At 45.6% G+C, this 23,652-nt stretch carries 23 protein-coding genes; 7 read left to right on the top strand and 16 right to left on the bottom strand.

The genetic code is table 11. The features are described 5' to 3' along the window. Positions 1-52 precede the first annotated feature (52 nt). From mmsB to ACMXYP_RS00465, 5 genes are all read right to left on the bottom strand, one after another. Entirely contained in the window at positions 53-943 is an 891-nt protein-coding gene (mmsB, locus tag ACMXYP_RS00485; protein WP_415883055.1) for a 3-hydroxyisobutyrate dehydrogenase, read from the bottom strand. Positions 944-1,081: 138 nt separating this feature from the next. Next, positions 1,082-2,191: an enoyl-CoA hydratase/isomerase family protein gene (locus ACMXYP_RS00480; protein WP_415883054.1), complete on the bottom strand. Its 1,110-nt coding sequence runs from the start codon at positions 2,189-2,191 to the stop codon at positions 1,082-1,084. Between the two features lie 11 nt (positions 2,192-2,202). After that, on the bottom strand, positions 2,203-2,979 hold the full coding sequence (locus ACMXYP_RS00475; RefSeq protein ID WP_415883053.1) for an enoyl-CoA hydratase: 777 nt from the start codon (positions 2,977-2,979) through the stop codon (positions 2,203-2,205). Positions 2,980-3,006: 27 nt separating this feature from the next. Continuing rightward, the gene (locus tag ACMXYP_RS00470) at positions 3,007-4,164 is read right to left on the bottom strand and encodes an acyl-CoA dehydrogenase family protein (RefSeq protein ID WP_415883052.1); all 1,158 of its coding nucleotides are present in this window, start codon (positions 4,162-4,164) and stop codon (positions 3,007-3,009) included. Between the two features lie 157 nt (positions 4,165-4,321). Next, complete coding sequence (locus ACMXYP_RS00465; RefSeq protein ID WP_415883051.1) at positions 4,322-5,815, bottom strand: CoA-acylating methylmalonate-semialdehyde dehydrogenase; 1,494 nt, start codon at positions 5,813-5,815, stop codon at positions 4,322-4,324. Between the two features lie 168 nt (positions 5,816-5,983). On the opposite strand from ACMXYP_RS00465, the gene ACMXYP_RS00460 reads away from it, so the two are divergent. The 4 genes from ACMXYP_RS00460 (at position 5,984) to ACMXYP_RS00445 (ending at position 8,774) form a co-directional block, all read left to right on the top strand. Beyond that, positions 5,984-6,895 (top strand): AraC family transcriptional regulator, encoded by a 912-nt coding sequence (locus tag ACMXYP_RS00460; RefSeq protein ID WP_415883050.1) that lies wholly within the window; start codon positions 5,984-5,986, stop codon positions 6,893-6,895. Between the two features lie 180 nt (positions 6,896-7,075). Then, positions 7,076-7,501: a hypothetical protein gene (locus ACMXYP_RS00455; RefSeq protein WP_415883049.1), complete on the top strand. Its 426-nt coding sequence runs from the start codon at positions 7,076-7,078 to the stop codon at positions 7,499-7,501. Between the two features lie 390 nt (positions 7,502-7,891). Further along, positions 7,892-8,023: a hypothetical protein gene (locus ACMXYP_RS00450; RefSeq protein ID WP_415883048.1), complete on the top strand. Its 132-nt coding sequence runs from the start codon at positions 7,892-7,894 to the stop codon at positions 8,021-8,023. Positions 8,024-8,339: 316 nt separating this feature from the next. Then, complete coding sequence (locus ACMXYP_RS00445) at positions 8,340-8,774, top strand: DUF6746 family protein (RefSeq protein WP_415883047.1); 435 nt, start codon at positions 8,340-8,342, stop codon at positions 8,772-8,774. A 114-nt stretch (positions 8,775-8,888) separates the two neighbouring features. Here the strand turns inward: ACMXYP_RS00445 and ACMXYP_RS00440 are convergent, their stop codons facing one another. Then, complete coding sequence (locus ACMXYP_RS00440) at positions 8,889-10,562, bottom strand: methyl-accepting chemotaxis protein (RefSeq protein WP_415883046.1); 1,674 nt, start codon at positions 10,560-10,562, stop codon at positions 8,889-8,891. A gap of 222 nt (positions 10,563-10,784) precedes the next feature. Between ACMXYP_RS00440 and ACMXYP_RS00435 the strand changes: the two genes are divergently transcribed. Beyond that, complete coding sequence (locus tag ACMXYP_RS00435) at positions 10,785-11,336, top strand: tetratricopeptide repeat protein (RefSeq protein WP_415883045.1); 552 nt, start codon at positions 10,785-10,787, stop codon at positions 11,334-11,336. A gap of 71 nt (positions 11,337-11,407) precedes the next feature. Here ACMXYP_RS00435 and ACMXYP_RS00430 read toward each other — a convergent pair whose 3' ends face one another. Beyond that, positions 11,408-13,114 (bottom strand): methyl-accepting chemotaxis protein, encoded by a 1,707-nt coding sequence (locus ACMXYP_RS00430; RefSeq protein ID WP_415883044.1) that lies wholly within the window; start codon positions 13,112-13,114, stop codon positions 11,408-11,410. 214 nt (positions 13,115-13,328) lie between these two features. Here ACMXYP_RS00430 and ACMXYP_RS00425 point away from each other — a divergent pair, with 214 nt between their 5' ends. Beyond that, on the top strand, positions 13,329-14,954 hold the full coding sequence (locus tag ACMXYP_RS00425; protein WP_415883043.1) for an ATP-binding protein: 1,626 nt from the start codon (positions 13,329-13,331) through the stop codon (positions 14,952-14,954). A 6-nt stretch (positions 14,955-14,960) separates the two neighbouring features. Here ACMXYP_RS00425 and ACMXYP_RS00420 read toward each other — a convergent pair whose 3' ends face one another. Beyond that, entirely contained in the window at positions 14,961-15,791 is an 831-nt protein-coding gene (locus ACMXYP_RS00420) for a substrate-binding periplasmic protein (protein ID WP_415883042.1), read from the bottom strand. Positions 15,792-15,965: 174 nt separating this feature from the next. On the opposite strand from ACMXYP_RS00420, the gene ACMXYP_RS00415 reads away from it, so the two are divergent. Continuing rightward, positions 15,966-16,472 carry a hypothetical protein gene (locus ACMXYP_RS00415; RefSeq protein ID WP_415883041.1) on the top strand — a complete coding sequence of 169 codons (507 nt, stop codon included), beginning with the start codon at positions 15,966-15,968 and terminating at the stop codon, positions 16,470-16,472. A 32-nt stretch (positions 16,473-16,504) separates the two neighbouring features. Here the strand turns inward: ACMXYP_RS00415 and ACMXYP_RS00410 are convergent, their stop codons facing one another. From ACMXYP_RS00410 to ACMXYP_RS00375, 8 genes are all read right to left on the bottom strand, one after another. Beyond that, positions 16,505-17,332 carry an endonuclease/exonuclease/phosphatase family protein gene (locus tag ACMXYP_RS00410; protein WP_415883040.1) on the bottom strand — a complete coding sequence of 276 codons (828 nt, stop codon included), beginning with the start codon at positions 17,330-17,332 and terminating at the stop codon, positions 16,505-16,507. Positions 17,333-17,445: 113 nt separating this feature from the next. Then, on the bottom strand, positions 17,446-17,895 hold the full coding sequence (locus ACMXYP_RS00405; protein WP_415883039.1) for a hypothetical protein: 450 nt from the start codon (positions 17,893-17,895) through the stop codon (positions 17,446-17,448). A gap of 119 nt (positions 17,896-18,014) precedes the next feature. Then, positions 18,015-18,545 (bottom strand): REP-associated tyrosine transposase, encoded by a 531-nt coding sequence (locus ACMXYP_RS00400; RefSeq protein WP_415883038.1) that lies wholly within the window; start codon positions 18,543-18,545, stop codon positions 18,015-18,017. A gap of 121 nt (positions 18,546-18,666) precedes the next feature. Beyond that, positions 18,667-18,969, bottom strand: coding sequence for a DUF3144 domain-containing protein (locus ACMXYP_RS00395; protein WP_415883037.1), 303 nt, complete (start codon positions 18,967-18,969; stop codon positions 18,667-18,669). 127 nt (positions 18,970-19,096) lie between these two features. After that, on the bottom strand, positions 19,097-20,278 hold the full coding sequence (locus ACMXYP_RS00390; RefSeq protein WP_415883036.1) for a thiolase family protein: 1,182 nt from the start codon (positions 20,276-20,278) through the stop codon (positions 19,097-19,099). Between the two features lie 90 nt (positions 20,279-20,368). Beyond that, a complete protein-coding gene (locus tag ACMXYP_RS00385) occupies positions 20,369-21,295 on the bottom strand; it encodes a branched-chain amino acid ABC transporter permease (protein WP_415883035.1) in 927 nt (308 codons plus the stop codon). An 11-nt stretch (positions 21,296-21,306) separates the two neighbouring features. Next, positions 21,307-22,194, bottom strand: coding sequence for a branched-chain amino acid ABC transporter permease (locus ACMXYP_RS00380; protein ID WP_415883034.1), 888 nt, complete (start codon positions 22,192-22,194; stop codon positions 21,307-21,309). 156 nt (positions 22,195-22,350) lie between these two features. Continuing rightward, complete coding sequence (locus ACMXYP_RS00375; protein ID WP_415883033.1) at positions 22,351-23,565, bottom strand: ABC transporter substrate-binding protein; 1,215 nt, start codon at positions 23,563-23,565, stop codon at positions 22,351-22,353. Between the last annotated feature and the right edge of the window lie 87 nt (positions 23,566-23,652).

Below are 23,652 nucleotides of genomic sequence, written 5' to 3'. Positions count from 1 at the left end.
AGTCCTGCCAGCACGCATCAACTGGCAGGTTTCGCTTATCTGTGGATAAGTTTTATTGGTCTTGGTACAGACGAAGAACGCTGGAGAAGTCCAGCCCGCCGTTACCGTTGGCTTTGTGCAGATTGAACAGTGCACGTGCCTGCGAACCCATTGGAGTTGGGGACGCACTTTGTTGGCTTAGCTCCATCGCCAGACCTAAATCTTTGAACATTAGATCGACTTGGAAACCGCCCTGATAATCATTGGAAGAAGGTACGCCTTCCATCACACCTGGGAACGGGTTGTAAACCTGTAGTGACCAGTTGTTACCCGAGCTCTGCTTCATAATTTCAGATAGCACGGCTGGATCTAGGCCGTTCTTCACACCCATGTTTAGGGCTTCAGATGTACCTGTCATTAGGATAGCTAGTAGCATGTTGTTACACGCTTTAGCCACCTGACCTGCACCGTTGCTACCGGCGTGGAAGATGTTTTTACCCATGCACTCAAGCACAGGTTTTGCTTTAGCAAACTGCTCGTCAGACGCACCCACCATGAAAGCTAGCGTGCCTGCTACCGCACCGCCTACACCACCAGATACCGGCGCATCGATAAAGTTAATACCGCGCTCGGCACCTACTGCTGCAACCTGCTTAGCTGTTTCAGCATCGATCGTAGATGAGTCGATAATTAGTGCACCGTCAGCAACCACATCAAACAGTGGTGCATCACCAGACACCATCAAACCTTCAACATGCTTACCCGCAGGCAGCATTGTGATAACAAACTCAGCATCGGTTGCTGCATCTACGGCTGTCGCAGCAGCTTGGCCACCTTCAGCCACTACTTTGGCAATTGCATCTTGAGACAGGTCGAATGCTTTTACTGAGTGACCCGCTTTAACAAGGTTGATCGCCATTGGACCACCCATGTTACCTAAACCTATAAAACCGATAGTCGCCATTTCTCTAGTCCTGTTATTTTTTTATAACTAGTTATTTACTCTGGATGCTTAACGCTGCATCCCATCTTCAATTCTTTTGTGGGAGGCGCATCTTGCGCCGATATTGTGTGCCCACTGATCTTCGCTCTGAGCGAGTCTTTAAAGACCCGCCAGCGGGTTCTCCTGTCCGTCGCCTTTCCAAGGTGACTCAAAAAATTCAGCTACTTTTGCCTGATCAACCTCTGCCAGTGTTGGATAGGTCCACTGCGGTTTGCCATCTTTATCCACAAGCAGCGCTCGCACGCCTTCTGGGAATTCACGATGACTGCAGCACTGTACAGACAGAACAATCTCGGCACAGAACACCTCTTTCAGGGACATCTGATCGGTGCGTTCTAGTTGCTGTTTGATCAGGTTGATCGCAAGAGGACTGCCATGGCCGATCGCTTTCTGGGAGCGATTGATCCACTTGTCGTCGCTTTCAACCGCCAACAGTGCAGAGACAATCTCTTCAACGCTGTCGTGATCGGTAATCTTCTGGATAAAGTCGTAATGCTGTTGAATCGGGGACTCCGATTTGAACTGCGGTTGCGACTGCTCTTCTACAACCCGTAACACGCGGTTAACGGCAGCTGTTGCACAGCCATCCCAGTTTTCCGCTTGTAGCCCTTCAACCATGTTCTGGCGCAGTTCATTCGCGACAAAGCGATCAGCCAAACCAAGGAACAGTGCATCGGCAGCGAACATTGGGTTACCCGTCAAGCCAAGGAACAGACCTGTACGACCCGGCATGTGATTCAGGAACCAGCTGCCGCCCACGTCTGGATAGAGGCCGATCGTTACTTCTGGCATCGCCAGATGGGAGCTTTCGGTCACGATACGGTGGCTACAGCCGTTCATCAGGCCCATGCCGCCGCCCATCACAATACCCGCACCCCAACAGATAATTGGTTTTGGATAAGTGTGGATGGTGTAATCCAGCGTGTACTCCCGGGTGAAGAAATCTTCTGGGAAGGAAGCATCGCCCTCACCGGTCATCGCCTTGTAAAGATTGACGACATCGCCACCGGCACAAAACGCTTTTTCGCCGGCGCTATCCAGCAGGATCGCCACGACAGAATCGTCTGTTTTGCACTCATCCAGTTTTGGCTGGATCAGGTCGATCATCTCCAAGGTCAGCGCATTCAAAGAGCGCTCGGCATTCAGACTGATCTCAACAATCTTCTTGCCGTCTTGGGTTGGGTATTCGTTAAACAGTACGCAGCTCATCAATCAGTCCCTTATTGGTTTTTCCACTCAGGTGCACGCTTATCTAGGAATGCGTTTACACCCTCTTTCTGGTCTTCGGTGTGGAATAGATCAACAAACAGTTCGCGCTCTAGACGGTAACCAGCATCCCAGTGATGAGTGCGGTTGTTCTGAATCAGTTGCTTACACGCCGCGATCGCCGTTGGGCTTTGTTTTTCTACTGCTTTTGCCAACTCCATCGCTTTGTCGTATGCCTGGCCTTGTGGAACCAGCTCTTCAACTAAACCGATACCTTTCGCTTGTGGCGCTTTGATACGCTCGCCACAAAGAATCATACGCTTAGCCCAACCTTCGCCCACCAGCATGGTTAGGTTCTGCGTACCGCCAGCACATGGCAGTAAACCAACCGTTGCTTCTGGTAGCGCCATCTGCGCTTGTTCTTCGGCAACGCGGATATCACAGGCTAGCGCCACTTCTAAACCGCCACCCATGGCAAAGCCGTTGATCGCAGCGATAGATACACCGCGGAACTGAGATAGGCTTTCAAAGGCGCGACCAAACTGGCTCGCCATCTCACGTGCCATGGCACGATCACCATCTGCAAACAGGTTTAGATCGGCACCGGCAGAGAAAAACTTCTCGCTCGTAGAGCGCAGTACCAACGCGTAGATCTGTTTGTCTTGGTTCAGCTCGTCTACAACGGTCACTAAACCATTCAAGCTCTCTTCGGTCCAAGTGTTGGCCGGAGGATTATTCATGGTGATAACGGCTGTATGACCGTGTTTTTCTACAATCAATTTATCTGTCATAGCTTTCTCCAATTCTGTCCTACCGGATCACACAAGATCCGCTGCATCTTCCATCAATACTCGACGAGCAATAATGACGCGCATAATTTCGTTAGTACCCTCTAGAATACGGTGTACGCGGTTATCACGTAGGTAGCGCTCCAATGGGTACTCTTTGATATAGCCGTTGCCGCCAAAGATCTGCAGTGCTTCGTCAGCAATGTTAAAACCAACATCTGTGGCAAAGCGTTTTGCCATCGCGCAGTACGCTGTTTTATCGGCATGACCTGCATCCAGTTTTGATGCTGCCAAACGTACCAGCTGCCTTGCTGCGACTAGCTCAGTCGCCATATCCGCCAGCTTGAACTGCAACGCTTGGAAACTCGCTAGCTCTTTACCAAACTGCTTACGTTCATGCAGATAGTCGCGTGCTTTGTTCAGCGCTGCTTGCGCGGTACCAATCGAGCAAGTCGCAATATTGATACGGCCACCATCAAGGCCTTTCATCGCAATTGTGAAGCCGTCACCTTCATTGCCCAATAGAGCAGATGCCGGTACTACCACGTCTTCAAAGGTAATCATTCGTGTCGGCTGGCTGTTCCAACCCATCTTTTCTTCTTTACGGCCGTAAACGATGCCGTCGCTCTTAGCATCCACCGCAAAAGCGGAGATCCCTTTTGGTCCCTCTTCACCGGTACGTGCCATCACAACAAGTACATCGGTACTACCAGCACCGGAAATAAAGATCTTGCTGCCATTTAGGATGTAGTTATCACCCTCACGACGTGCCGTAGATTTAAGGGATGCGGCATCGGAACCGGCATTTGGCTCGGTTAAGCAGTAAGACGCTAGTTTCAAACCAGCGGTTAGATCTGGGCACCAGTGCTCGCGGGTTTCCTGATTACCAAAATCGGCAATCATCCACGCGGCCATGTTGTGAATCGTGATAAACGCAGTGGTCGAGGTACAACCCATCGCCAACTGTTCAAAGATAATGCTGGCATCTAAGCGGCTCAGGCCTAGACCACCGACATCTTCCGGTGAATACAGGCCACAAAAGCCCATCTCACCTGCTCGACGCAGCACATCAACAGGAAAAATCTGTTTTTCATCCCACTCAGCTGCATGGGGCTCAAACTCATTTTGCGCAAAGGCACGGGCCATATCGGCGAATGCAATCTGATCTTCATTCAGCTCGAAATCCATTGCTCTCTCCTTTAAGTGGAAAAGGTCTCTCTACATTACAGAAACTGTGGGAGCCCACCCCGTGGGCGATTAAACTAAATCGATCGCTCAGAAGGCTGAGCTCCTACAGTCTCGATTAAGAGCCTTTTCTCATTCTTGTTCTGTTCTTAACAACTGATTACTTCAACTGGATCGTTGTGTTTACGCCAGTATCGATATCATCTTCAAACCAACGTGCTGTCACAGTCTTAGTCTCGGTGTAGAACTTAACCGCTTGCTTACCGTAAGCGTGCTGGTCACCGTAGAAAGACTTTCTCCAACCAGTGAAAGAGAACATTGGTAGAGGCACTGGTACTGGTACGTTGATACCTACCTGACCTACTTTGATCTCGTGCTGGTACTTACGTGCTGCTGCACCAGAAGACGTGAACATGGAAGTACCGTTACCGTACGGGTTCTCGTTGATCAGCTCGATCGCTTCTTCCAACGTATCTACTTCAAGTGCGATCAGAACAGGACCGAAGATCTCTTCTTGGTAGATAGACATGTCGCGCGTTACACCACGGAACATTGTTGGGCCAACCCAGTTACCATCTGGGTAACCATCAACTACGCATTCGCTACCATCGAGAATACATTCTGCACCAGCGTCTTTACCTTCTTGGATAAAGTTAAGAACACGCTCACGCGCTTGTGGATTAATTAGTGGGCCGTAACCTGCTTTTGGATCATCCCACGCACCTGGTTGTACTTTCGCTAGGGCATCACGTACTTCTGGGATCCACTTGCGTGCTTCACCTACGAATACCGCAACAGAGATCGCCATGCAGCGCTGACCTGCCGCACCAACAGAAGCACCGGCAATGCTGTTAACAACTTGGTTTTTAGACGCATCTGGCATAACCACCATGTGGTTCTTCGCACCAGCGAATGCCTGAACACGCTTCATTTTGTCAGTACCGGTACGGTAGATGTGCTCACCTACAGCCACAGAACCTACGAAGGAGATTGCTGGCGTATCTTTGTGAGTCAGCAGTTGGTTTACCGCATCCTTTGTACCGTGAACAACTTGTAGAAGACCGTCTGGCGCACCCGCTTCTTTGAATAGCTCAGCTAAACGCATTGGCGTTAGTGGATCTTGCTCAGATGGCTTAAGAACGAAGGTGTTACCGCAAGCGATCGCCATTGGGAACATCCATAGAGGGATCATTGCTGGGAAGTTGAATGGTGTAATACCAACACATACACCTAGTGGCTGAGTGATGCTGTAGCAATCGATCTTACGCGCTACGTTCTCAACCGTTTCACCCATAGATAGAGAAGCGATGTTACACGCGTGTTCTACAACTTCGATACCACGCCAAACGTCACCTTTCGCATCTTCAAATGTTTTACCTGTTTCCTGAGCAAGTAGTGTTGCTAGCTCATCGTGGTTCTCTTTTAGCAGGTGCTGGTAACGCAGCATCAGACGAGCACGCTCGCCTACAGGTGTTTCTTTCCAATCTTCAAACGCAGCTTTGGCAGCTTCTACTGCTTGATCAACTTCTGCAGCTGTTGCGCAAGGAACCTGTGCAATCACTTCCTGCGTAGCAGGGTTAGTTACTGGAAGCAGGGTCTGTGATTCACTCTGAATAAATTCGCCGTTGATAAGTAAAGGTACTTGCTGTGTCATTCTCTGATACCTGTATTTCTTGTTGTAGTTGTATTGTTTTACGTCGCGTTCAAACTCAATAACTCTGTTTTATCATGCAGCTTAGCAATTCATGATTGATAATCTTGTCTAATTGATGGACTATATTGTTATCGTATAAGTAATTACCCTAATACATAGGTCGTAGCTATGAGCAGCCCATCCAACTGGCCCCTACCCCCTGAGAGCATTCGCTTTGTCACCCCAAGGCGCGTGGTAGCTGAATTAGCGCAGAATCCGCTAAGCCAGGGCCTGTATCCTCTAGGGATGGGCTACTATCGCGAAGCCAGCGGGCATCACATGGAAAGGATGGAACATGACGATTATCTAATGATCTATTGTTTGGACGGCGAAGGTGAAGCAGTACTTAATGATAAGAAGGTTAGAGTTAAAGCCGGTGATATATTGCTGATTCCTAAAGGAATAGCTCACACCTACAAAGCGCGACAAAAGCGCCCCTGGACGATCTATTGGGTGCACTTTCATGGCCACCAAGCCGCTGATTTTGTGGCACATTTGGAGCAACGAGAATCCCCGCAAAGGCAATTTATTATCCCCATCGGTATCCACTCGCGCCTTGCCAGCGATTTTGAAGCGCTCTTAGAAGCCCGCGAATCCACCTACAACCTCAACGCTTATATCTGTGCAGCAAACCAACTTCGGCAAATTCTCAGCCATATCGCCCTGCTACAACCTCTAGCACGTCAGAAACTATCGAGAGCAGGCTTGGATATAGAACGCGTTCACAGCCTGATGCAGACCCACGTTCACGAGCAACTGGATCTGGATACACTGGCCGAAAGCGTCAACCTCTCGAAATTCCACTTTGTAAAAAAATACAAAGAGATCACCGGCACCACCCCTATTAACCACTTTATCCAGCTCAAGATAGAGCGCGCCTGTCACCTTCTAGATACCACCACCAACAGCATCAACGAGATCTCTTTTGCCGTGGGTTATGACGATGCTTACTACTTCTCCCGTATTTTTAAAAAGCTGATGGGGTTATCGCCAAGTCAGTACCGGAAGATGCGGACAGGGGCTTTTCCTTATCGGGGATAAGGGCAGGACGCTTCGCTAGAGATCGGCTGCGCCTTTTAGGACGCCACTTCGTGGCTAGAGGACGGCTGCGCCTAGAGGAAAAGCTTTTGGTGAGGGAGTGGCTTTAGCTCTGTGACAGAAGCAGGCATCATAAGAACCCTATGTTAGCCTCCAATTTTCAAACATGAATGGATTCACCATATGAAATCTCTTTTATCATGGATATGCCTGAGTAGCTTAGCGCTATTAAGCAGTTGTGGAACAATCGATGAAGTGGCTCCGTTAGAAAAAATAGTCAAAAGCCATGGTCTAAATGATTCTGAAGTCACATACATTTATATGTATCGCGGGACAAAGGATTATCAAGTGATAATGCTCAAGAATTTGAAACATTGTTCCGATAACAAAATGAAATATCTAGCAATTTCAACGTTCGATAGAGAAACAGAGAAAGCATTTCTATCTTTGCTAAGTAAAGATTTTGAACGTTGTAACATCATTTTTTATGGGACCTCCGAAGCGGTCAACGAAGCAAGATCTTATTTCTTAGATGGGATTTTTGAATCAGGCAACTTAGATGCCAATTCCAACATAAAAAAGATATACGATTCAGCAGTGAATCAATGAACAAAATCCTATGAAAAGAATAAAAGTTGGCCATTTTATTACAATCTGTATCGCATTCGTTTGTTTGCTAGTCCTATCCACCCAGCAAGTAGGGTGTAATAGCGGAGCGTATTACACAGATTCATAACCTTACGACTAGATTGTTGGAAACTTTTATATGGATATTTTGTTAGCGATGTTAACGCTGCCCGCGATAGTTACATTTGTAACTACTTGGGGGTTAAGCCTATGGCGAAGGGGGCTGGGTCTTACTTTGGGGATCCTAGTGATAGCCCTAACCATTTTTATAACCGCTTATGATTATTATGCCTCAATCCTAGAAGCCGGTTATTACAATGGTGATGACCGAGGAATAGGAAGGGGTTTCATTGGCATCATGGCAATATCATCATGTATAGGATCGATATTGTTCCTGATTTCAAACATTGTGGTAACACACCTTATGCAGCGCAAAAGGAAATGCTGAATAAGCTGATCGTTTCTCTAGCCGCGGAGCCGCGTCCTTTAGCGCTAGAGTCCTAATACCCCTTGCGAGTAACAAGATTAGCTGGCAGCAAGTAGGGTGTAATAGCGGAGCGTATTACACAAACTCATCATATCTACGGTGCACTACGCTTCGCTATTGCACCCTAAATTTTTTTAGATCTTTCCTCTAGCCGCGAAGCGGCGTCCTCTAGCGTTAGCGTCCTAAAAGGCGAAGCCGATCTCTAGCCACGAAGTGGCGTCCTGCCCCAATCATTGTAATGCTAATTACTATCATTTATATTGCGCCTCTCGTTAGCATTGAATAGCACCACGATGTTTAACCTTCTGATTAACTGAGTGCTGGAGAATCAAAATGAAAAAACTAGCAGGACTATTTTTTGCACTTGTATTTACCGTATCTGCTCAAGCAAGCGGCGTATCTGATGGTAAACCCGTTCAGCACCTTAAAATCGCTGATATATCCTCTTTGAGCGATGCAAAAACCGTTTTCATTGAGAAAACCTTAGAGATGAAAGGTAAGCAGAAGCTGGATGCAGAAGAGCTACATCAGATTCATATCATTACTTACTCACTAGAGAAAAGCGTTGCCTACTTTGCAGAGCAATCTACAGGTAGTGACAAAGAGTTGATGGAAAAAATTGCTGTAGTTGTTGAGGAAGTTCACCTGAACTCGGAAAACAACCGCAAGGACGAAACAAAGAAACAACTAGATACATACTTCAAACTGGCGAGCGAGTTTATTTATAACTCTTGGGATAACAGCATCGCACAGAAAGCAGCTAAGTAAGTTAAGCCCTAGTTGCAATAAAGGCGCGTATTGACGATGAACTAGCACTCACAATACGCGCCTCTGATAAACTCTAAATCTCTTCTTTGCTCTCTAGCTGCTTAGCAATTCATATTAAAACAGCTCAACATCTCCAACCGTCGTAGCCATTTGGCCTTTAGGCTCACCGCCTTTAAAGCTATTCAATAGCTGCTTAAGATGGACCGACATCTGCGCCAGATCACCATTACTAGAAGTACTTTGCATTGCTGAATCCATCACATGAGATACCGCATTTTTAGTACTGCAGATATTGCTTTGGATCTGCTGCGTCACCTCATTTTGATGATTAGCCGAATCTGCAATGGTGTGATTGATATGGTTCATATCTTCAATGCGTTCCTGCATCTGGAAGATATGGGTATTCGCTTTTTCCGTTAACGCTACGATCCCCAATACCTGTTTTTGGCTGAATTTGATCTCGTTGGATACTTGAGTCGCTGCAGCGTTAATCTGGTTGGTGGATAACCTGATCGACTCAGTTGCTTCAGCGGTGCGCTGTGCCAGATGACGGACTTCGCTCGCCACGACCGAGAAGCCTTTACCATGTTCGCCTGCACGTGCCGCTTCAATAGCTGCATTCAATGCTAGTAACGTAGTCTGCTCGCTGACTTCGGTGACAAATTCCAGAATATGATTGATACCGGTAATCTGCTTTTGCAGTTGTTGCATCTCTTGATCATTACGCTGGCTGCTGTGATGAAGCTCGGTCACAGTGCCGTCAATCTCTGCCATGATATCGGACGTAGCAACCGTCGCTTGTTGCGCATTTTCTGCCGATTTCAGCGCTTCGGTAGCTTTCAGTGCGATCTCACACGCTGATTGCGCAAGCTGATCGATCGAGCTGCTAATACGTAAAATCTCTTCCTGCTGTTTACCCACCAAGGTTTTTACTTCACTGGTATTTTGCGTGGATGCCAAGGTATTTTCTGACAGAAGATCCGCTGCTTGATCGATCTCATGGGTAATAGCGGTGAGGTTATCAATAAACTGATTGAACCATGTCGCCATCTCGCCCAGTTCGTTTTGCTGTTTGTATTCCAAACGCTTACTGATATCCGCCTCACCGGAAGCAAGCTGTTCCAACATGCCAGAACACTGTTTTATCGGTGTAATTACTGTACGCAGCAATATATAGGTAAAGGCGATAAGAATAGAGAAACCCGCAAGGCTACCAACAATAATGATCCACTGCTCTTGTTGTTTCAGTACTTGCTCAGCTTGCGCAAACGCCTCCTGCTTTTTCGCTCGTACCAGCGTTGCCACATTCACCATCTGTTGCTCTGGCACCGTAAACGCACCATCCAAATATTGATCCGCTGTGCGGGCTGGTTCTCGATCTGCCAGCTGATAAACAGGTAAAGCCGTGCGATATTTTTGGCCTAACTGGACATGACTCGCAGCAAGCTTATTTAGTGACTCTGTCACTTTAGGAAAGCTAGCGCCTTGCTCGCCTAAGGCTTTAATCTTCTTTTGAAAATCTCTTTCAAAGGTAGTGAAGCGATCCAAATAGAGGTTGTACTTCTGTTTGTTTTTGCCACGAATAAGCAGGTTCTTCCAAGCTTCGTTTTGCTGTAGAAGTACCATCTGAAGTTGCTGGGTATCTTCCAGCATGGTTTGGTAAAAGCTATTCAGTTGCTCTTGTTTGCTGATATATGACCGATAGTTGAGCGACATCGACAGGCCAATGGCAAACATACAGATCATCGCGATGGAAAACAGGCAAAGCATTTTCAGCTTTAGGCTCATGACTACTTCCAATTTAATTAGCAGAGCCGCTGATGCTAGATAGTCGGTGTTACCCGTATATTTCTATTCGATTGCATTTTTGTGTACAGCATTAAAATTCTTACATTTACCTGACATTCCCACAAAAAGTGCCCCCTATACTCCATCTGATATTCGCAGTTATTTCCAAACATTCCAGCAAGAATGAAACTGCCTAAACCGAATAAATGGATGACTAACAGGATGAAATTGGAAACTTATAGATGGCTCTATGCATTTATGCTTTCGCTCGCTTTTGTCCCTATTAGCTGGGGCGATAATGCTGTCGATCAAGTAAGTTTTGACCAGGCACTTGTTGAGGAAGAGGAAGATCAAAACACCAGTGATCTTTCCTACACTGCCTACATAAAAAGCAATAAACGCATTAAATGTTTATATGGCTATGCAGCAGATAAGACGGGGGACCATCAAGCTGCCATAGCCATTTTTGAAGACTGTATCGATCGTTGGAATGACGTCTATTCGATGCTCTGGTTAGCGCAAATCTATGAGGCAGGCGTTGGTGTAGACCGCGACCTAAAAAAGTCTACTGAGCTAATGAAGTTGGGCGCAGAACAAGAAGATGAGGCAGGCTATTCCAGCCTAGCAAGATTTCATTATGGTGTTGCTCTATTTGAAGGTATAGGCACGAATATAAATGAGCAACAGGCTAAACAATACCTAAGGCGTGCAGCGAAAGAAGGGATTAGCGAAGCCTGCGATTATCTTAAAAAGCAAAACCTGCAATGTACGTAGCCCCCAGGAAAGGTAGGGCAGATTAATACACCACGATCTGCCCTACTGATCCTTTCTTGGCATGACTAATATCAATCCACTTTAAAGTGACTCACACTCTGCCGTAACTGTTGAGCCAACGCCGAGAGTTCTTGGCAAACCTGTTGATTACGCTCAGATTCTGCCGACGTTTCTTCAGATTTAATTTGAATAAACGAGACATGTTCACTGATATCGTTAGCTACTGCGCCCTGCTGTTCTACCGCCGCCGCAATTTGTGAGTTAACAAATGAAAGGTTACTCACCGCTTGAGTGATATGTTCCAACGAATCACCCGCTTGACTGGCATTTTCTACACTATTACGTGCGGATTCCTGCCCTGATTGCATCGCATGCACAGCATTTGATGCACCTGTTTGTAGGCGGTTGATCATATCCTGAATTTCATGAGTGCTGTTTTGCGTCCGTCCAGCGAGGTTACGCACCTCATCAGCCACCACGGCAAACCCGCGACCTTGTTCACCCGCACGCGCAGCTTCTATTGAAGCATTCAGCGCTAACAAGTTGGTTTGATCAGCAATATCACGGATAACATCGAGCACTTTACCAATCTCTTCGCTATCTGCCCTTAGAGTATCAATAACAGATGCTGTTTCTTCTACCTGCTCAGATAATTGGTTAATTGCGTTAACTGAGGCTGTCACTACGGTTTTGCCCGTATCTGCCATTTGGTTGGTTTCTTTAGCCGTGTCATCAGCCGTTGCCGCATTACTGGCAACCTCGTGAATCGCTCCACTCATCTGCTCAACTGATGCTGCAACTTGAGTCGTACGTTGCTGTTGGTCTTCGGTATGCTCAGCCGTGTTTTTAATATCCACCAGCAAATGATCGGTCTTATCAGCTAACTCAAACGAAACACGGGTTAATTGCCGTACCATATCCTGCTGTTGGGATAGCATCCTGTCCACTGTATTACCAAGCTCGGTTAGTTCGTCTGCTCCTGCTTCATTTAAACGTTGTGTTAGATCGCCCTCACCATCAGCAATAATGCCAATCGCATTAGATATATTAGCGATTCGTTTGCTGATAACTCGTTTAAAGGAGAGATAAATAGTCGTCAGAATTACTAACAGCATTAATAAGAGAAAGCCGATCACTGTCACACTTGTTACTTGGCTTGAGGCTAGCTGCTCAGTGACATCTGAATCAATCTCAAGCACACCTCGAACATCCCCTAACTTCCAATCGGTTTTAGGCGAATCGGGGTGGCTGTTATGGCAAGCAACGCACCCTGGAGCCGACATCGTATCAGCAATAGCAACGCGAACAATGCTCTTATCGCCATGACTACTCACTTGCTTGTAAATGCCGTCAGGATTAGCCACCAGATAATCCCAAGCATCCGACGCAAATTGATCAAGATTACGACTAGCGCGGTTAGGGAAAGGGAAATCACTATAAAGTTTGACGTTAACGCCGTTGTTTTCGAGTAATTTGCTCAGATCATGGATCATCGTAGCTGGTAGCGGGATAGCCTTAGGGTTTCCCTGATGATCTATCGCAGGCTTAATATCAGACCCTTTGCTGACAACAGAAGCTATGTTCTGCACATAGTATTTTCGTAACGTTTTGAATTGGATAGCCGTTTGTTCCGCGGCAAATACGGTGTCTTCCAGTACTCGGTCTTCCATCCTTGAAGGTATCAACCATGCCATAACGGCCAGCGCCACAATAAACACACTCAGAATGGGAACGGCCATTTTGATGAAGATCCCCTGAGTGATTCCTATTTTGGCCATAAGGAATTCCTCCAATTTGGTATTTTTTAGTGTAGCAGGCAAAAACAACCGATGAGCAGCTCTTCCAGTCAGCAGAATATTTTTCACTTAATAAGAGTAATTCATGTTGTGGGCACCTAACCCTCCAACCACCGCTAACTCAACTACACTAGAAGAGCTAAGCTGTCGAAAATAGAAAATGTTTCTTAACCTTCTAGTGGGTCAATGTGGTTGTATGAACAAGAAACGAAGCTCTGATAAGCACGTTATTTCTAGCCGATTAGGCAAAAGAATAGCGATTCTTATTTTATTATTTAGCTCCTGCTTCACACTCATAAGTACATCGCTACAGCTAGCACTTGATTACCGTGCAGATATCAACCGTATCGAGCAGCAATTTAATATAATTCAAGCTTCTTATCTTAATGCCATCACTTTAAGCGTATGGTCATACGATGATTCTCAACTTAAGACTCAATTATTAGGTCTCAGTCAGCTTCCTGATATTGAATATGTGGCGATTAAAGTCGAAGACAAAACATCTTGGGAGGCCGGCGCAGCCAAATCAAGCGCTTCTAGAATTGTAGAATTCCCGCTTATTTATAACGCAAGTAAATTGCCAGATAGGCAGATAGGAACCCTATTAGTCACTGCCAGTATAGATAATGTCTATAAGCGATTAATTAATAAAGCAGGTGTGATACTAGTCAGTAACGGAATTAAAACCTTTTTAGTATCAGGTTTTATTCTCTTACTCATTTGGTTTTTGATCGCCAAACACTTGAAAAAAATATCAGAGTACATCGCCTCTTTGAATTTCAATAAACTATCAGAGCCGCTTCAACTGGATAAGAAAGAAATCGTCGACAAACCTGATGAGATCGATACTGTCTCCCATACCATCAATTATATGCGCAAGAGCCTACACGACTCTTACCAGAGACAACAAAAGCTATTAGAGGAAAGAAACGCCCTATTAGATAACGAGATTAAGCACAAATTACAGTTAGAGGACAAAGTAGCTGAACGTACCAAGTTACTCGAAGAGTCAATGGATGACTTACGTTCAACACAAAATCGCTTAATTGAAACCGAAAAAATGGCAGCCTTAGGCAACCTCGTAGCTGGAGTCGCTCATGAAATTAATACCCCAATAGGTATCTGCCTTACAGCGATAGGCGTGCAAGAAGATCATTGCAGAGCCATTCGTAATAGCATCGCCAAGCAAGCGCTGACCCAAAAAGAGTTAGATGATTTTTTACATGACATAGAAGAATCTAACAAACTGTTCTCTAGCAGCATTATTAAATCCAGCGAGCTGATCTCTAACTTTAAGCTTATCGCTACAGATCAAAGACAAGAAGAGAAGTACGAGTTCAATCTCAATGAGTACTTAACCAACTCATTACAAACGATGCAGTTTCAATTAAAAGAAAAGAAAATCACCTGCACTCTAAATATACCCGAAGATATCTATTCCAATAGCTATCCCGGTGCTTATCATCATATCTTAAGTAACTTAATCAACAATTCTATTATTCATGGCTTTGCGAATGGCGAAGGTAATATAACAATTGATGCCCGTAAAGAAGATGATTTTATAGTATTAACATACCATGATAACGGTCGTGGCCTATCACAGTATGAAGCCAAGAACTTGTTTGAGCCATTTTTTACAACTAAAAGAGGTAAGGGCGGTATAGGGCTCGGGATGACGATTGTTTACAATGCGGTATCTCAACTTCTTCAAGGGGAGATAAAAATCATTAACAAAAGTAAGCCTGGATTTCATATTGAAATTAAAGCTCCAGTGAATGTGAGCGAAAGCGCTGAAGAAGATGGCTCATTAACTAAAACATAAGCAATGTCATTCAATTTTAAATTCAATTTTCTCCCAATCTGATACCCCGTATTTCTCTAATATTTTTGCAAGAGTGCCATCATTTCTCAGTTCGACAACCCCTTGATCATAGATCTCACCCACCAAAACAACTCTATCCCTTTCAGAAAACTTCGGTGTTAACCCAAGCCATACGTTATTCATTTTTATACAGCCTGCTTTTTTAATTTTTCCTTTCCATATTGGGTGTTGCTTTAAATAAAACTCGGTTACGTTGAAATCATTCACAAAGGTATCAATCCTACCTGAATCCAGCATTTTAAAAGCCCGATCCATATAATCATCCGTCAAACTAATATGGTAAAAGTAATCCTGATTTTTTGGATCATTAATATAGGCATGATCTTCCCCCATCCCCGCATCTTTGATAAGTGCGGTTTGCCGAGTACTTAAAGAGGTTGCCCCTTTATATACCCACGAGTCCTCCTTTTTCGTGTAATAACAATAAGCGTAGGAGCCCGTAGGCTCCTTAGAGAAATAGAAGTGAGAAGCTTCACCATGCTGAGACGGATTCAACAAGCCTGTAAACTCACCATCTGAGGTCCGTTGTAAACCACGACTCCAAGGCATTAGATAGAAATTAACTTTGATGTTCTTTCTCGAAAAAATTTCACCTATTACCTCTGGAATATAGCCTTCCCCGATACCGCAATTACCGGTAAAAGGGCACCAATCAGACATAGCGATATTTATTGGCTTTTCGATCAGGATTTCTTCGGCGCTAGCCAAAGGCGAAAAAAAACACGTTACTGTAAGGAGAGCATGAAAGCCCTGCTTAATATGATTATCAACAAGCATGATGGATGACTCCAACCAACCGTATCGATATCAATCTAGTACATAATTTTAAGAATCAACAACTGGAGATTTATTTGTGACCTCTTAAAAAGGACTTCACTAATCCATTTAAAAACGCATCAGGTATAATGGCGCAAAAATTAGCCATCTCGTCGTCATTCAGGAAGACAACTGATGTACAAACTGCTTATCACTTTACTAATCACTACCCTGCCGTCCGCCGCCTTCGCACATTGTGCTGCGCAAGCGGATGACGCCCTTGAAAAACTGCGCAATGCTCAGGATTCAATCAACGATGCTTACGATCTGTATGATGCAGGGGAATACGATAGAGCCAGAACTAAAGCAGTCCGTGCAAAAGATAAAATTTGGGAGGGCCAAGTCGTTTTTGAAGCCATGCGTGATAGGGGTGTATGTGATTGGGAAGGCCCTAGCTTGAGCGAAGTGAATGAAATTATTGGCTATACAAAGATATCTCAGGACCAAGCTAGGTGCGTCGTTTTTCTATCCCATATGGATAAAAGCCGAGCAGCCTTAAACAATATCTACAAATCAGTCACTGCTGAAGATCGCCAAAAATACACAAACTTAGTTCTTAAAAATGGCAAAAAAGCGTTGGGCGTGTGTGAAGACCGTTTGCACAAATACATAAACAAGACCATCACTTACCATAAGAGTTAAGCTGCGGGGTGTAATAACTGCGTTATTGCACCCTACTTACTACAGAACTTATCTATTTGAGCTTCGTTTAAACCAAAACTGAATTTCACGCCGTAATGGTCAGAAAGGAATTGTTCTTTTCCCATTCCAATCTGGCCAACTAGGGTATATTTCTGCTCCAAGGCGTTTGGGGTATTCAGATATATTCGATCCAGTCGTCGACTATCTTCAAACCAAAATTTAGTTTTCTTGGCCCATAAGTTCAGATCAACATCGTATGTCGGGGTATTGATCCACTCATCGGAGTTTGCAGCATCATAGAATGAATGAAGTGCAGCATTCTCTTCTATAGCCTTATTCCCAAAATTAAAGTCCCCCGCCAAAATCGCCAGATGATCCGATGGAAGCGCTTCGACGACTTTCTGAATCTGTTCGACTCGGAGTTCAGAACTGTCTAGTGGGCTTTCAAGGTGCAGATTAGCGACGACTACATCACAGTTATCATTAGTTTTCAGGTGAACCATCAAAGCCTTGCGGCCCATAGCAGAAGTTAGGTTTATGACCTCACGGTTCTCAGGCTGAACCTTAGTCAGGGTTACGTTTTGGTATCTGCTTATCTGCGATGAAACGCTTAAATGGTAACGTTCATTTAGTCGGTGTTTTTCTAACAGACCGATGAACTTGGGAGTCACTTCCTGAAGGGCAACAATATCAGCATTCTGCTGGTATATTTCATCCAGAATCAATGGATACCGGCGTTGACCACTGCGGTCATCAAACCATACATTCCATGTCAAAATACTTAGCTTATGGTTATCAGCTTGGACTGGAAATGCCAGAGAGAACAACGCCAAGCCCAGCAGTTTGATTACACTCTTCATTTTTGAGATTCCACATCGAAATGATGCCTTGAGCGTAAGCCAAGGCAGGAAACTGAAGCAATAATGAAAACATGTAAGGCGCAATACGCTTCGCTATTGCGCCCTAAGAGCTTTTAAATATTTCCCTGATTTTTATACTTAACCTGCTCTACAGCCTTATCGTAATTAGATTTAATTCTTGAATTTTCTTTTAAGTCTCCTGCGACAAAGATACCTTGATCAAAGTACTTTGAGACTTCGTTAACAGCTTTATCTGAGCCATAAAAAATAAAATAACATTGCCGATATTTCTCATCTAGCATAGAAACAAATTCAGCTTCTGTAGATTCGTCAAATGTTGAGAAAGCTAGATACTTTATTTTTCCATCTGCACAAAACCCAAGGTCACTAGTTACAAGAGCTTTGTATTCAGCTTCATAACTATACATATAAAGATAAACCACCTCAGATTCATTGAGTCTGTTTTTCTTAACTATCGTTTCCAGCGGATCAAAAGCTGAATCATGATTGGAGCAACCATATAGCAGCCCAATACTCAGAAAAAGTACGCTCATTAATTTCATTGTTTACTCTTTATAACTCCATCTACTTCAAGTGTTAGCGCGTAGGGTGTAATAGCGGAGCGTATTACACCGTTTTAGATTTTTAACGGATGTACACACTTTGCCAGTACTTCAACAATTCAATCTTGGTAATTCAAAATATCGGCAAAGTGGCTAATACCCCAATTTTCTTCATAATATCCACTTTCGACCAAACGATGGAATGTTGAATAAGGCCACTCTTTAACCCTAGTTACTAATCCGTGTTTAACGGGGTTAATGTGGATGTAATCCATATGAGCCTTAAAATCTTGCTCATCTCGAATCATATGTTCCCAATACCTACGTTGCCAAATTCCCCGTTCACCTCGTTTTTCACGACTTTCAGAACGAGATTCTTGATTAGGGATACTCTTGGAAAAATAACTTTTGATTAGACGCCAACGTAATGGGTAGTTGTGGTCGTTTGGAGGAAGACTTATTAATGCATGCAAATGATCAGGTAGGACAACCCAACCATGAATAGTGAAGGGGTAATGTTTGGCAACATGAGCTATCGCCTCACGTAATACTGCTATGTGGGTTACCAACAGATCTGTATCTCTACGGTACAGATTTACGGTAAAGAAAAAAGTACCGCCTGACATCCATGCTCTACGGTAATTAGACATCCTTTGTCTCCGTATTATTTGGTGTAATACGCTCCGCTATTACACCCTACAACCATGGCTACCATTACGCTAATTAAGGCGCAATACGCTTTGCTATTGCACCTTACTGAAGCGAAATAGCTTAGTGGTTTTCAGCCGCAGCTTTCTCTTTTTCAGCTGCAATGTGTTCGATATGCTGGTCGAAGTTTTCGTTTAGCATTTCGTTAAAGTGGCCGGTATACCAATCTACTGCGTCTTTCTTTTCAGCCGCTAGATCGCTTGAACGATATGCTACTTCGTGGGAGCTAAAACGTGCTGCAGCGTAACGAATAGCTGCACCTACATCTTCAAGTTCTTTACCTTCAGCAGTCAACATACGGTTAGCCAGATCGATAAACTCGTCTGCCATTTTATACGTATCCATCGCCTTTTCTTTTTGACTCATACAGCACCACCCTATTCAAAAACTGTTAGGGCAATAACCCGCCCCATTACAAAAGAGCTCAACTGTACAATAGGTAAGATGCAATAGCGAAGCGTATTGCACCAATGGCTAAGATGTTAAGCAGAGATTAAAGCATCTCAACCGCGACCGCTGTCGCTTCGCCACCACCAATGCAAAGCGAGGCGATACCGCGCTTCAGGCCTTTCTGTTTCAGCGCATGCAGCAACGTCACCATAATGCGGGAGCCACTTGAGCCGATCGGGTGACCCAGTGCACACGCCCCACCACGGACATTCACTTTGTCTGCATCAAGACCGAGTTCGGTGATCGCCAGCATAGAAACCACAGCAAAAGCTTCGTTGATCTCAAATAGATCTACGTCCTCTTTCGACCAACCCGCTTTATCCAACGCTTTCTGGATCGAACCAATCGGTGCAATGGTAAATTCAGCTGGTAACTGTGCATGAGTGGAGTGAGCCACGATTTTAGCTAGCGGGGTTAGACCGCGAGCTTTCGCCTCGGACTCTTTCATCAGCAAGAGGGCCGAGCCACCATCGGAGATCGAGCTGGAGTTGGCAGCAGTCACCGTGCCGTCTTTTTTGAAGGCTGGTTTCAGGCTACGGATTTTATCGATCCGGGCATTACCTGGCTGCTCATCGGTATCGACAACCACTTCGCCTTTACGCGTTGTAATCGTCACTGGTGCGATCTCTTCGACAAACTCACCGGCTGCAATTGCAGCAATCGCTTTTTCTAGAGAACCGATCGCAAAGTCGTCCATCGCTTCACGGGTAACATTGAAATCGTCCGCACTCTTTTGCGCAAACGAGCCCATTAAGCCGCCTTCATAAGCGTCCTCTAAGCCATCGAAGAACATATGATCGATCACCTTGCCGTGACCCATACGCATGCCTTCACGGGCTTTTGGCAGCAGATATGGAGACTGACTCATGTTCTCCATACCACCAGCGACCATGATAGAAGCCGAACCTGCTAAGATCTGATCATGAGCCAACATCACCGCCTTCATACCCGAGCCACACATCTTATTAATGGTGGTACACCCGGCAGCATCGGGAATACCTGCAGCACGTGATGCTTGTCGAGCAGGCGCCTGACCTAAACCAGCAGGCAAAACACAGCCCATTACCACTTCATCGACATCAGCCGCAGCAACGCCCGCACGCTCAATTGCAGCTTTGATCGCAGTAGCACATAGATCGGGAGCGCGAACATCGCTTAACGATCCCATCATGCCACCCATTGGGGTACGCGCGGCACTTACAATAACGACTGCATCCTGACTCATATTTCCACCTTCATAACTTTCTAATATTGACGTTAACGTCAACTTACAGAGACAAAAAAGGGGATCGTATAAATCCCCTTTGGTTTAAGTTTAGCTAAAGTTCTTTTTCATGAATTTCTGCACTTCACCAACAATACCGCTACGGAACGCTAGTACGCAGATCACGAAGATAAAGCCCATGATGATGTGGATGTAGTTACCCAACTCACCACCGGACAAGTAGTTCTGGATAGTTACAACCGCACCGGCACCTACGATTGGACCAAAGATCGTGCCCATACCGCCTAGCAAGGTCATCAACACCACCTCACCGGACATATGCCAATGAGCATCGGTCAGAGAAGCCAGCTGGAACACTAAGGTTTTCGTCGAACCGGCAAGCCCTGCTAGTGCAGCCGAGATTACAAATGCAGCCCATTTGTAGTCATTAACGTTGTAACCAAGAGATACCGCACGCGCTTCGTTTTCACGGATCGCTTTAAGGATTTGACCAAACGGTGAGTGGATCGTGCGATTTACCAACCAGAAACCAAACAGGAAGATGGCAAACACGAAGTAATACATACTCATGTTATCGCTCAGGTCAATAAACCCGAACAGATGTCCACGAGGAACGCCCTGCATTCCATCTTCACCACCGGTAAACGGTGCTTGTAGGTAAACGAAGAAAGCTAACTGCGCTAACGCCAGCGTGACCATGGCAAAGTAGATACCTTCACGTTTCACCGCCAACTTGCCATATACAGCACCCAGTAAAGCCGCTGCTAAGGTTCCACCCAACACACCTAACTCGGGTGTCACACCGGTTTCCATCATCAAATAACCGGTAATGTAGCCGCCAGTTCCTAAGAACGCAGCGTGGCCGAAAGAGAGCAAACCCACATAACCCAACAACAGGTTAAATGCGCAAGCGAACAGTGCGAAACAGAGCACTTTCATAACAAACACAGGGTAAAGCACGTAAGGAGCAATCAATCCAAGGACGACCAGTGCAATCATTGTTTTACTTATTTTCATCGTCACGTCTCCTAGGCTTCTTTACCAAATAAGCCCGCAGGCTTGGTTAGCAATACAATCACCATCACCGCAAAAATAACGGTGGTCGAGGCTTCGGGGTAAAAGTACTTCGTCAGGCCTTCCACAACCCCCATACCTAAACCGGTCAGGATTGCGCCACCGATCGATCCCATACCGCCAATTACCACGATGGCGAATACTACGATCAGCATGTTGGAACCCATATCGGGTGATACCGAATACACCGGCGCGGCCATGACACCGGCAAAGCCAGCTAAGCCGACACCAAAACCAAAGGTCAGAGTGACAATCAAAGGTACGTTGATACCAAATGCCTGCATCAACTGCGGGTTCTCAGTACCTGCACGCAGGTAGGCACCCAGCTTTGTTTTCTCAATCATGTACCAAGTACCGGCGCAGACAATGATCGACGCGATAATGATCCAAGCACGATAATTTGGCAGATACATAAATGGCAGACGGTTACCGCCTTTCAGCTCTTCTGGAATTGCATAGGACATACCCGAGGAACCAAACAGGTGGGTAAACGCCCCCTGAAGAATCAGCGCTAAACCGAAGGTCAGCAGCAAACTGTAGAGGTGATCCTCATTGGCAATTGGACGCAGCAGAAAACGCTCCATCAAAATGCCGATAAAGCCCACGGCGATCGGAACGAGAATTAGCGCGACCCAATAGTTAATGCCCATATAGTTAAGAGCCATCCACGCAAAGAAAGCACCCAGCATATAGAGCGCGCCCTGCGCGAAGTTAATGATTTTTAACAGTCCGAAAATAATTGCTAAACCCAGACTGAGTAATGCATAGAATGAGCCGTTAATCAGGCCCACCAGCAATTGACCAAATAGGCCAAAGAGATTTATATCGAGGAATGTTGCCATAACTCTCCACCCCTAACCGGCAACTGCGCCACAGATACATTTGTAGCTAACCGGTACTTACAATCCGCTAAGAGAGCTATATAGAACTACGAATAGCTCAAAACTCTGACTTACTGTGAGAGAGGCGAAAGCCGCCCCCCTCGTCATACAAGCGCCTTATTTGGCAGCCAGGAAGTTACACTTATCCATCATCGGACCAAATGCTTCTTCACCTGGGATAACCTGCTCAATTGCGAAGATATCGTCTTCGTTTTTACGCTCTTTGGATGTTTTGATACGTACCTGATACATGTCATGCACCATACGACCATCCGCACGTAGATGAGCGTTACGCGCGAAGAAATCGTTCGGCTTGTTCGCCTTCATCTTCGCCATTACCGCATCAGCATCATCCGTACCCGCTTCTTTGATCGCGTTTAGGTAGTGCATCGTCATAGAGTAAGCACCCGCCTGACCCATTGCTGGGATAGAGCCGTGACGCTCTTTAAAGCGTTTAGACCAAGCACGTGTTTCATCATCCATATCCCAGTAGAAACCTGTTGTTAGTTTCATACCGCCAGAAATTTCTGGATCTAGCGCTTTCGCGTTGTGAGTAAATACCAACAAACCTGCAACATCAGTTGTTTCAGTTAGACCGAACTCAGCTGCTGTTTTTAGGGAGTTAACGAAATCAGCACCCGCATTGGCTAGCGCCACTACGTCTGCGCCTGAAGATTGCGCCTGAAGAACGTAAGAGGAGAAGTCGGTTGTACCTAGTGGAGCACGCACGGCGCCTACCACTTCACCGCCATTAGAGTTAATTACGCCGGTTGCTACTTTCTCTAGGGCATGACCGAAAGCGTAGTCCGCGGTGATGAAGAACCACTTCTTCTTACCTGCAGCTACCATTGGTTTTACCGTACCGTTAGCTAGCGCAACTACGTTGTAAGTCCAGTGAGCGTTGTAAGGTGAGCACGCCTTAGTGGTGAACGCATGAGATGCAGAAGTAGCGATCAGAGCAACTTTTTTGTTGTCTGTTAGCACTTTAGTTACCGCACCTGTTACTGAAGAAGCTACCAGACCTGTAACCGCATCAACGCCTTGGCTTTCTACCCATTCACGCGCTTTTGCAGAACCGATATCTGGTTTGTTCTGGTCGTCGGCACTTACCACTTCAATTGGTTTACCTAGTACCGTACCGCCAAAATCTTCAACCGCCATCTCTACTGCTGTAACACAGCCTGCACCACAGATATCAGCATAAACACCGCCCATATCGGCTAGTACACCGATTTTGACTTTGTCGTCTGATACACCTGCCGCTTGCACCCCTGTTACTGCGAATGTAGAGGCAATTGCCGCTGTCAGCAGAGATTTCTTCATTGATTTCATCGCATTTTCTCCCGATAGAGTTTTTTATTTTTATTCAAAGTTTGATGCTTTGTGGTTTAACCCAGCACATCTTCGGGTCATTCACTT

It is taken from the genome of Neptuniibacter sp. QD34_54 (assembly GCF_047778055.1).
GTDB lineage: Bacteria > Pseudomonadota > Gammaproteobacteria > Pseudomonadales > Balneatricaceae > Neptuniibacter.
Note: the sequence above shows the minus strand (reverse complement) of the source record. Positions and strands in the feature narration are given on the sequence as shown.